This is a genomic window from Luteibacter sp. HAY1-4A (genome assembly GCF_056755355.1).
The window spans coordinates 21232-30959 of record NZ_JBNDHZ010000053.1 but is presented as its reverse complement, the minus strand read 5'-3'; the positions used below and the strand labels follow the sequence as shown (position 1 = coordinate 30959).

The window sequence follows — 9728 nt, the reverse complement described above, 5'->3', positions numbered from 1 at the left end:
GATCCAGCCCTGGCCGCTTACGTTGGCATGGGCCTGCACGCGGGGACCGAGGTCGTACTGGAGCCCACTGGAAAGGAACGGGCCGGCCCCGACAGGATTGAGCGCCAGCGGACGGGCCTGGTCCGGCCGTTCGTCGGCGGTGAGGCCGAGGCCGCGACCCTGGTCTTCCCGGCCCGGCAGGAGCCCGGAAGTGTCTTGCTGACCGTCCGCGCTCGCACCCAGGAGGGGCGGCGCCGCGTCCGAAACCACCGGCGCAGCCTGTCCTGCCGTAGCGAACGGCATCAACAGAAGCATGGTGAGTAAGGATCTGCGCATGGATAGTTTGTCGGCAGCGGCTGATATTCCCCGAGGCCCCGTCTTCAGCCAGATCGGGAACGGAACCGAGTGTATCCCATTTTACTTTTTACTAACACCCCCGGGAGCCCCCTTCAGGAAACGGAATCGCTGCCGTTGACCACGATTAAGGGGCATTCCGCCGATAAGGCGCACGGGTCCTGAGACTCGGCCACGGGCTCCCCATCGCGCGGCCGCGACAAGGCATATAGACTGATCAAAACACGACCGGAACCTCGTCAGGCGATGACCTTCGCTCCATCCCAAAGCCCGACTCTGCAGGCGCCCGGTCCAGGCGACGTGGAGCCGTTGCAGGACGCCCTCGAACGGCTGCTGCGCGCTGCGGACGCCGAATCGGTGCGCGCCGAATGCGAAGCCTTCGTCCACTGTCTCCTCGCCGAGGCCCAGGTGGGCTGGCGCGCGGACGCGGAAGCGGTTCCGGCACGCCCCGGGCTTCTCGAGCTGGCGGTCGACCCGCAGAACGAGCGCAGCCTGGAAGTCGTGGCGACCGAGACGGATCTTGCCACCTGGGCCGACATGTTGTCCTGGCTCGGCCGTCTCGCCTCCGCCCGGCTCCGCCAGCTCGCCGAAACCGCGAACCTCTACGAGGCCATCTCGCGGCTCGCGCTCGCCGAGCGGCTCCAGCGCGCGCTCTACGCCATCGCCGAACAGGCGGGCGCCGAGCACAACATGAAGGACATGATGAGTGCGCTCCACGGCATCGTGGGCAGCCTCATGTATGCCGAGAATTTCTTCATCGTCCTGTACGACGCACAGAATCGCACGGTCCGTTTTCCTTATTTCGTGGACACCGAGGATCAGGACATTCCCGATCCGGAGGGCATCCGCCCCATCGAGGCCATCGAGAACACGCTCACATGGCACGTGCTGCTCAGCGGCCGCTCCATGATGGGCGCCAGCAGCGAACTGGAAAAGAACCTGCCCGGTCCGCGGGTGAACATCGGCCCGCCCAGCGACGACTGGCTCGGCGTGCCCATGAAACGGGGCGACGACGTGGTCGGCGCGCTCGTGGTGCAGAGCTACCGGGACGACACGCGCTACACCGAGAACGACCGCGACCTGCTCACGTACGTCGCGCAGCACGTGCAAACGGCCCTCGAGCGGCGTCAGGCCCACGAGGAACTGGAGCGGCGCGTCACCACCCGCACGGCCGCCCTGCGCGAAGCCAACCGCGTGCTGCGCCAGCAGGTCCTGCAACGCCAGCGGGGCGAGCGCCTCCAGGCGGCGCTGTTCCGTATCGCGGAACTGGCCAATACATCGGACAGCATCGAGAACTTCTACGCGGCCGTGCACCGGGTCATCGGTGGCCTGCTTTACGCGCGCAATTTCTACATCGCGCTGTTGTCGGAAGACCAGAACAAGCTCACCTTCCCGTATTCCGTGGACGAACTCGACGGCGCGCGCGAGCCGCGCGAACTCGGCCGCGGCCTCACCGAATACGTGCTGCGCAACGGCAAGGCGCTGCTTGCCGACCGCGACGAGATCGATCGCCTCAATCGCGACCAGGTGCTCTCCACCAGCGGCGCGCGCTCGCTGCACTGGCTGGGCGTGCCGCTGATCTGGAACGAGAAATCGATGGGCGTGCTGGCCGTGCAGAGCTATACGCCCGAGCACACCTACAGTGCCCGCGACCAGGAATTGCTTACCTTCGTCAGTTACCACATCGCGAACGCGCTGCAGCGCAAATACACCACCGAATCGCTGAAGCAGGCGTATGCCAGCCTGGAGCGGCGCGTCACCGAGCGCACCCGCGCCCTCGCGCTCGCCAACCGCGACCTTCGCGAGCAGATCGCCGAGCGCGAACGCGTCGAGCGCCGGCTCAAGTACGAAACGCTGCACGACTCACTGACCGGGCTGCCGAACCGCACCCTGCTGCTGCAACGCCTCGAGCAGGCGCTGAACCACTACCGCGAGAATCCCGGCGAACTCTTCGCCGTGCTCTTCATCGATCTCGACCGGTTCAAGGTCATCAACGACTCCGTGGGCCACCTCGTGGGCGACGACCTGCTCTTCCAGGTCGGCGGCCGCATCCGCGCCTGCCTGAAGACACGCGACGTTGTCGCCCGCCTGGGTGGCGACGAATTCGCCGTGCTGGTCGAAGGCATCGTCGATCCGCAGGCGGCGACGCACATCGCGGAGCGCATCATCGCCCAGTTGCAGACGCCGTTCCGCTTGGGCGCGAAGGAAATCTTCACCTCCGCCTCCATCGGTATCGCGTTGCCCACCCCGGATTACACGCGTCCGGAAGAATTGCTGCGCGACGCCGACTCCGCCATGTACCGCGCGAAGGACGAAGGCCGCCATCGCGCCGCCGTCTTCGACGACCGCCTGCGCCGCGAAGCGCTTTCGCTGCTCGAACTGGAAGGCGACCTGCGCCGCGCGCTCACCCGCGCCGAGTTCGTGCCCTTCTACCAGCCCATCGTGGAACTGGAGAACGGCCGGGTCGTCGGTTACGAGGCACTGCTGCGCTGGCGCCATCCGGAACGCGGCCTGTTGCCGCCGGGCGACTTCCTCGCGGTGGCCGAAGACACCGGTTGCTCCGAGGCCATCGATTGGCAGATCTTCGAACAGGTGGCGCGCCAGGCGCGCGCTTTGGTGGGCGACGAGGGCTTCTTGAGCATCAATGTTTCGGGCAGCCATTTCCGCTCCCCCGACCTCGACCAGCGCCTGCTCGACCTGCTGGCCGAGCACAAGGTGCCGGCACGCTCCATCAGGGTCGAGGTCACCGAGCGCGCGCTGCTGGAGAATCCGGCACAGGTGAAGCGCATCCTGGAAAACCTGCGCGACCACGGCGTGGGCATTGCGCTGGATGACTTCGGCACAGGCTACTCGTCGCTGAGCTACCTGCACCAGTACCCGATCGAAACGCTGAAGATCGACCGTTCCTTCGTGATCGAGCTTCCGTCCGAAGACAACGAAGCGCACAGCACGGCGGTGGTGCGAGCCATCCAGGCGCTGGCCGATTCGCTGCGCATGCAGGTCATCGCCGAGGGCATCGAAACCGAATCGCAGATGCGCGTCCTGCGCCGCATCGGCTGCCGGTTCGGCCAGGGATTCCTGTTCGCCCAACCGGCACCCGCCAGCAAGTGGCTAGGCTCGCCGCTGTCGCTCGACGCCTGAGGTTTCCTCGATTCGCCGACAGGGTCGGCGATTGGGATTTACTGCAACGTGGAGGGCGACGGCGGCGTTTCGGACTGGGTCAGCAGCCGCTCCGCGTCCACGCGGTCGAAGGTGTAGCGCGCGGCGCAGAATTCGCAGATCACTTCGATCTCGCCCTGCCGGTCCTCGAGCGTTGCCTCCACTTCCTTGCGTCCCAGCGCACGCAGCATGCCTTCCACGCGCTCCTGCGAGCAGGTGCAGCCGAACGCCAGCGGCTTCGGTTCGTACAGCCGCACGGTTTCTTCGTGGTACAGGCGATAGAGCAGCTCTTCCGGGCGCGTGGCGAGCATCTCGCTGGCGCTCAGCGTGGCGGTGAGGTGGCCGACCCGGGTCCAGGCGTCGTCGTCCTGCTCCGCGGCGCCATGGCCACCTTCGCCCGGCACGGGCTGGAGCATCAGCCCCACTGCGTGCTGGCCGTCGGCCGCCAGCAGGATGCGCGCCGGCAACTGCTCGGAGCGCTCGAAGTAGTTTTCGAGCGCTTCGCCGATCGTGCCGGTGTCGTCGAGCTGGACCACGCCCTGGTAGCGGCCGCGCTCCGCGTGACCGATGGTGATGGCGAGCATCGCCTCGGGCAGGTTCGCCAGTTCGACCTGCGCTGGCAGCGCCTGCGCGTCGTACCGCGCCAGGCCGCGGAGGCGGCCCTTGTCCGTGCATTCGGTGAACAGCAGGCGCAAGGCGCCCTGGCTCTTGAACTCGAGCGAAAGCGCGCCCTCGAACTTGATATTTCCCGTAAGCAGCGCGCTGGCAGCCACGGCCTGGCCCAGGGTGTCGCGCAGGCCGCTGGGATAATCGGCACGCGATGCGATTTCGTGCCAGCTGGCACCCAGCCGCACCAGCACGCCGCGCACTCCCGCTTTCTCGAGCATGAAGCGATGCAGCACGTCTTCGGACGCAAGGGTTTCGACGATCGAATCGGTCACGGCGGTCTCCTGGTGATCCGACGGAAGGTGGGGACGCACGCGGGCACCGACAAGCCTGCGGCGGACTTGCCCCTTATACTGCGCCATCCTCCGTCATAGCGCCGCCATGAGCCCCACGCCTCGTTCGCCACTACGCCGGATTGCCCGCCTGCTGGGCCTGCTGCTCGTCGCGTGGCTGGCGCTCTCCTGCCTCGTCGTGATCGCGCTGCGCTTCGTGCCACCCTGGACCAGTGCCATGATGATGGAGCGCCGTGTGGAGGCACTGATGCACGGTGAGCGGGACTTCGCATTCCGCCACCGCTGGGTACCCTGGGACCATATCTCGCCGCAGGTGGGCATCGCGATGGTGGCCGGTGAAGACCAGAAGTTTCCGTTCCATCACGGATTCGACGTGGATGCCATCCAGGACGCCATCGACGCGGCCGACGAAGGCAAGCGTCTGCGTGGGGCCAGCACCATCAGCCAGCAGGTTGCCAAGAACCTGTTCCTGTGGAACGGACGCAGCTTCGTGCGGAAGGGTCTCGAAGCCTGGTTCACCGTGCTCATCGAAACCTTCTGGCCGAAGCAGCGCATCCTGGAGGTCTACATGAACATCGTGGAGCTCGGTGACGGCGTCTACGGCGTAGGCGCGGCCAGCGAGGCGTTCTTCCACACCACGCCCGACCGTCTCGGCATCGGACAGGCGGCGCGGCTCGCCGCGGTGTTACCGAATCCGCACCGTTTCCACGCCGATGCGCCGAGCGCCTATGTGCAGCGCCGCGCGGAATGGATCGCGCGGCAGGCGGCGCAACTCGGCGGGCCGGCTTACCTCACGCGGCCGGCGCCCGTCGCCGGCCGCGTTCACTGAGTAGCGTTCCATGTCGTTTTCCCTTGCCATCGTCGTTCCCGCCTACAACGAAGCCCAGGTGATCGGCAGCTTCCATGCCCGTCTCGCCGGCGTACTCGACGGTATCGACGCGACGTGCCGCGTCATCTACGTGGACGACGGCAGCAGCGACGACACGTGGCCGATGTTCGTGGCACTCGCCGAACAGGATCCGCGCGTCGAGGCACTGCGGCTCTCGCGCAATTTCGGCAAGGAGGCCGCCATGACCGCGGGTCTCGATGCCGCCGACGCCGATGCGATCGTCGTCATCGACGCCGACCTCCAGGACCCTCCGGAACTCATCCCCGAACTGGTCGCGCGCTGGCTCGACGGATACGACGTGGTGTACGCCACACGCGGCGAGCGCGACGGCGAAACGCGCACGAAGAAGTTCACGTCCGCCGCCTTCTACCGCGTGATGGAGAAGCTGTCCGACACCCCCCTGCCCCGCGATACCGGCGACTTCCGCCTGCTCTCGCGCCGCGCCGTGGAGGCCATGCGCGGGCTGCGCGAACGGCAGCGCTTCATGAAGGGCCTGTTCGCCTGGATCGGCTACCCGCAGACGTCCGTCACCTACCATCGCGACGCCCGCCGCGCCGGCAAGACCAAATGGAACTACTGGCGGCTGACCAACCTGGCGGTGGAAGGCATTACCTCGTTCTCCACCGCGCCGCTCCGCATGGCCACGTGGCTCGGCGTGTCCGCCGCCGGCCTGGCCTTCCTGTATGGCTTGTGGGTCATGCTAAAGGCACTGCTCTGGGGCGACCCCGTGCGGGGCTATCCCACGCTGATGGTCGTGATCCTCTTCCTGGGCGGCGCGCAGTTGCTCGCACTCGGGGTCATCGGCGAATACGTCGGACGAACCTACGCGGAAGCCAAGCGCCGTCCGCTCTACTACATCGAATCGCGCCGCGGCGGCCTATGGCCTTCGGCAGATCGCGGGCCCTCCCCACCCCAGCGGTAAAATCCCTCCATGGCGGTGGATCCCGCCCGATGGACGGGAAGCGAGCATGCGGCCGCAGGTGAATCCGGAGTGCGATTCGTGCGCACGGTACTGATGTGCCATGCCGGGGACGCGTTCGACCGCGAGGGCCTCGCGGCCTGGCTGGCGTCGTTTTCCGATCTGGCCGGCATCGTCGTGATCGAGGAAACCGCCGCGCAGAAACGTGCGCGCGTCAAACGGGAGCTGCGGCGTCTCGGCCCCTTGCGGTTCCTCGACGTCCTCGCGATGCGGCTGTACTACCGCCTCGCACTCGCCGCCGCCGACCGCGGTTGGATGGACGACAGCCTGGCGGCGCTCCATCGCCGGTTCGGCCAGGCGCCGGGCGTGCCCGAACTCCGTGTTGCGGATGCGAATGCCCCCGAGGTGGGCGATTTCCTGCGCAAGCATGCGCCCGACGTGATGATCGCGCGCAGCAAGCAGTTGCTGGCGCGGCGGATCTACCGCATCCCGCGGCACGGTTCTCTGGTAATGCATCCGGGCATCTGTCCGGAATACCGGAACGCCCACGGCTGTTTCTGGGCGCTCGCCGAACGCGACCTGGATCGTGTGGGACTGACGCTGTTGCGTATCGACGCCGGCGTCGATACCGGCCCGATCTACGGCTATTTCACCTATCCCTTCGACGAATCGCGCGAGTCGCACGTGCGGGTGCAATACCGCATGGTGCTCGAGAACCTGGATGCCATCGCCCAGCGGATCCGCGACATCGTCGCCGGGGAGGCCCGGCCCGTGGACGTCACGGACCGGGCCAGCGGCACATGGGGACAGCCGTGGCTCAGCCGCTACCTGCGCTGGAAGCGCGCCGCGCTGGCAGCCGCCAGATGAGCCTGGTCAGCCTCATGTACCACGACGTCCTGTCCGGAGGACGCTGGGACGACAGCGGGTTCCCGGGCAGCGCCGCGGCGCATTACAAGCTCGACACGGCGAACTTCCTGGCCCACCTGGACGCTCTCGTCGAGGCAGGGCTCACCTTCGCGGAACCCGACGCCGTCGCAACAGGCCGCTACGAGGGATGCTTCCTCACGTTCGACGACGGCGGCGGCAGCGCTCCCTGGATCGGCGAAGCACTGCGGGCCCGCGGCATCGGCGGCGGTTTCTTCATCACCACCGCCCGCATCGGCACACGCGGATTCGTCAGCGCACACGACCTCCGCGCGATGCGCGCCGACGGTCACCTCATCGGGAGCCACTCGCACACACACCCGGCGAACATCTCGCGGCTCGACACACGGTCGCTGCACCGCGAGTGGCGGCAAAGTGTCGACGTCCTCGAGCAACTGCTCGGGGAGGCCGTATGCGCCGCATCCGTGCCGGGTGGGTTCATGTCGACGCCCGTGCTGACCGCCGCCGCGGCCGCCGGCATCCGCACGCTGTTCACGTCCGAACCCAGCACCGCGACACGTCATACCGGGGCTTGCGCCGTGCTCGGCCGTTACGCCCTCCTGCGCGAATCGCCACCCACGTCCGCGGTGGCACTCGCCGCCGGACACGGTGCCGCACGCCTGGGGCAATGGACGCGCTGGAACGTAAAGAAGCCGCTCAAGCGTTGGGCGGGGCCCGTGTACCGATTCACTCGGGCGCGGCTGTTACGCAGCCGTGACGACGCGCTGCGCTCCGCTCCTTCATCTCACCATGACTCCGGTACGGCCGGCCCGGAGTAGACTGCTTCCACCGCGGCGGCGGGCCGCGCCCACCCGGGAGTCGAGCATGCAGCAGGTCAAGCATCTCCTTGCAGCCAAGGGCAGTGCCGTTTACGCGGTGGCGCCCGACGCGGCCGTGTACGAAGCCCTCGAGCAGATGGCCGAAAAGAATGTCGGCGCCCTTGCCGTGATTCGCGGCGATGAACTGGTCGGCATCGTTTCCGAGCGCGATTACGCCCGCAAGGTTGTCCTCAAGGACCGCTCGTCGCGCGAGATGTCCGTGGCGGAAATCATGACGCCGGGCGTGGTCACCGTGGGGCCCGATGCCTCCGTGGACGACTGCATGCGGCTGTGCACCGATAACCGGCTGCGCCACCTGCCCGTGTTGGACGGCGGGCGCGTCGTGGGCATGGTGTCGATCGGCGATCTCGTCAAGGCGACGATTTCCGAGCAGAAGGAAACCATCAACCAGCTGGAAAGCTACATCGTCGGCTGATCCGCATTCTTCACATCGCTGGACTCCGGGGCGAGGTCGCGCGAGGTGGCCGCGCGCCGGGCCACTTCCATGGCCACGGCGGCAAGTGCCGCGCAGATGGCCCCGATGCCGGCGATGCCCACGCCGATGGCGTGCAGTCCCTGGAGCCCGCCGGTGACCAGCAGGTCGCCGAGGCGCCATACGGTCGTCTCGATGAAGTTCTTGCCCTTGTAGCGCAGCTCGCGCGGTATACGCGTATAGAGTGCGTCCGCCGCCGGCTTGGCCATGCCATAGGTGAACCCGCGCGTGCCTACCTGCACGATGGCGATCAGCGGCACCGCGAAACCGAACAGGAGTGCATCGCTGGGCCCATGCGTGGTCAGCCAGGCCAGCAGGACGAAGTTCACGACCGAGGGCACCACCAGCGCCCACACCGTACCGAGGCCACGCATGAGCAGCGGCGTAAGGGTGAGTTGGAGGACCGCGCCCAGGCCGTTGATCCACAGATCGAGGTCGGCGTAGAACGCGGTGCGAGCGGCATTGTCCGCGAAATGGGCCTTCGTGTAGTCGGCCATCAGCGCGTAGGCCATCGTGGCGATGCCGTCGCTCAACAGCATCAGCAGCGTCATGTAGCGCAGGAACGGTTGTGACACCGCGGCCTTCGCACCCTCGACGATCGAACCGCCGAGGGGCGGCGCGTCACCGCTGTCGCCGGCCTCCCCACGCGTCGATATGGCGAGCAACGCGCCGAGCGACACAAGAAGCATGACCGCGGACAGCACCAGCATCGCGGGCACACCCAGGCGCACGACAACGAGGCGGGTGAGCAGCGGGCCGGCCAGGGCACCGGCCATGCCGCCGAAAGCGATGAAGGGAAACACGAGCCGCGCCTGCCGACTCGGATACACGTCGGCCATGAAGCTCCAGAACAACGAGACCACGAACAGGTTGAAGACGCTCAACCAGACGAAGAACACGCGGCCCAGGAGCTCCGCACCGATACGGTCCTGAGCGACGAAGGCGGGCACGAAGGCGACGAGACAGGCGACGAAGAAAAGGTAACTGCCCAGGAGCACACGCCGTCGCGGAAAGCGCGAGACCAGCCAGCCGAACACTGGCGTCAGTGCCAGCATCACCACGAGGACGATGGCGTAGAACAAGGGCAGCGACGACGATCCCACCGCACCCACCAGCTGGTCGCGCACGGGGCGCAGGACGTAGTAGGAGGTCAGTATCAGGAAAAAGGAGATGACCGATAGCGCGAGGGGCGTACCCTCGCCGCGGGCGGCATTCGGTCTCTGGTTCACGATGG

8 protein-coding genes and 1 pseudogene are annotated in these 9728 nt (G+C 67.1%); 6 read left to right on the top strand and 3 right to left on the bottom strand.

Annotation, left to right across the window (positions count from 1 at the left end):
* A pseudogene (locus ACPYOD_RS16005) lies at positions 1–315 on the bottom strand (hypothetical protein); the annotation flags it as partial.
* Between the two features lie 264 nt (positions 316–579).
* Between ACPYOD_RS16005 and ACPYOD_RS16000 the strand changes: the two are divergent.
* Entirely contained in the window at positions 580–3474 is a 2895-nt protein-coding gene (locus ACPYOD_RS16000; RefSeq protein ID WP_481302707.1) for a bifunctional diguanylate cyclase/phosphodiesterase, read from the top strand.
* A gap of 38 nt (positions 3475–3512) precedes the next feature.
* Here ACPYOD_RS16000 and hslO read toward each other — a convergent pair whose 3' ends face one another.
* Complete coding sequence (hslO, locus tag ACPYOD_RS15995; protein WP_481302706.1) at positions 3513–4433, bottom strand: Hsp33 family molecular chaperone HslO; 921 nt, start codon at positions 4431–4433, stop codon at positions 3513–3515.
* A 106-nt stretch (positions 4434–4539) separates the two neighbouring features.
* Here hslO and mtgA point away from each other — a divergent pair, with 106 nt between their 5' ends.
* The 5 genes from mtgA (at position 4540) to ACPYOD_RS15970 (ending at position 8437) form a co-directional block, all read left to right on the top strand.
* A complete protein-coding gene (gene mtgA / locus ACPYOD_RS15990) occupies positions 4540–5280 on the top strand; it encodes a monofunctional biosynthetic peptidoglycan transglycosylase (RefSeq protein WP_481302705.1) in 741 nt (246 codons plus the stop codon).
* A gap of 10 nt (positions 5281–5290) precedes the next feature.
* Complete coding sequence (locus tag ACPYOD_RS15985) at positions 5291–6262, top strand: glycosyltransferase family 2 protein (RefSeq protein WP_481302704.1); 972 nt, start codon at positions 5291–5293, stop codon at positions 6260–6262.
* Between the two features lie 78 nt (positions 6263–6340).
* Positions 6341–7126, top strand: coding sequence for a formyltransferase family protein (locus ACPYOD_RS15980; protein ID WP_481302703.1), 786 nt, complete (start codon positions 6341–6343; stop codon positions 7124–7126).
* Positions 7072–7962: a polysaccharide deacetylase family protein gene (locus ACPYOD_RS15975; RefSeq protein WP_481302702.1), complete on the top strand. Its 891-nt coding sequence runs from the start codon at positions 7072–7074 to the stop codon at positions 7960–7962. Before ACPYOD_RS15980 ends, ACPYOD_RS15975 begins: the two co-directional genes overlap by 55 nt.
* Before the next feature lie 46 nt (positions 7963–8008).
* On the top strand, positions 8009–8437 hold the full coding sequence (locus tag ACPYOD_RS15970; protein ID WP_481302701.1) for a CBS domain-containing protein: 429 nt from the start codon (positions 8009–8011) through the stop codon (positions 8435–8437).
* Here the strand turns inward: ACPYOD_RS15970 and ACPYOD_RS15965 are convergent.
* Positions 8422–9723: an NTP/NDP exchange transporter gene (locus ACPYOD_RS15965; protein ID WP_481302700.1), complete on the bottom strand. Its 1302-nt coding sequence runs from the start codon at positions 9721–9723 to the stop codon at positions 8422–8424. The two genes, ACPYOD_RS15970 and ACPYOD_RS15965, sit on opposite strands and share 16 nt — an antisense overlap.
* Between the last annotated feature and the right edge of the window lie 5 nt (positions 9724–9728).

Bases quoted from the DNA above. Each gene is read 5' to 3' on its own strand.
- ACPYOD_RS15985 (WP_481302704.1), top strand. From the start codon at position 5,291: ATGTCGTTTTCCCTTGCCATCGTCGTTCCCGCCTACAACGAAGCCCAG.
- ACPYOD_RS16000 (WP_481302707.1), top strand. From the start codon at position 580: ATGACCTTCGCTCCATCCCAAAGCCCGACTCTGCAGGCGCCCGGTCCA.
- mtgA (WP_481302705.1), top strand. From the start codon at position 4,540: ATGAGCCCCACGCCTCGTTCGCCACTACGCCGGATTGCCCGCCTGCTG.
- ACPYOD_RS15970 (WP_481302701.1), top strand. From the start codon at position 8,009: ATGCAGCAGGTCAAGCATCTCCTTGCAGCCAAGGGCAGTGCCGTTTAC.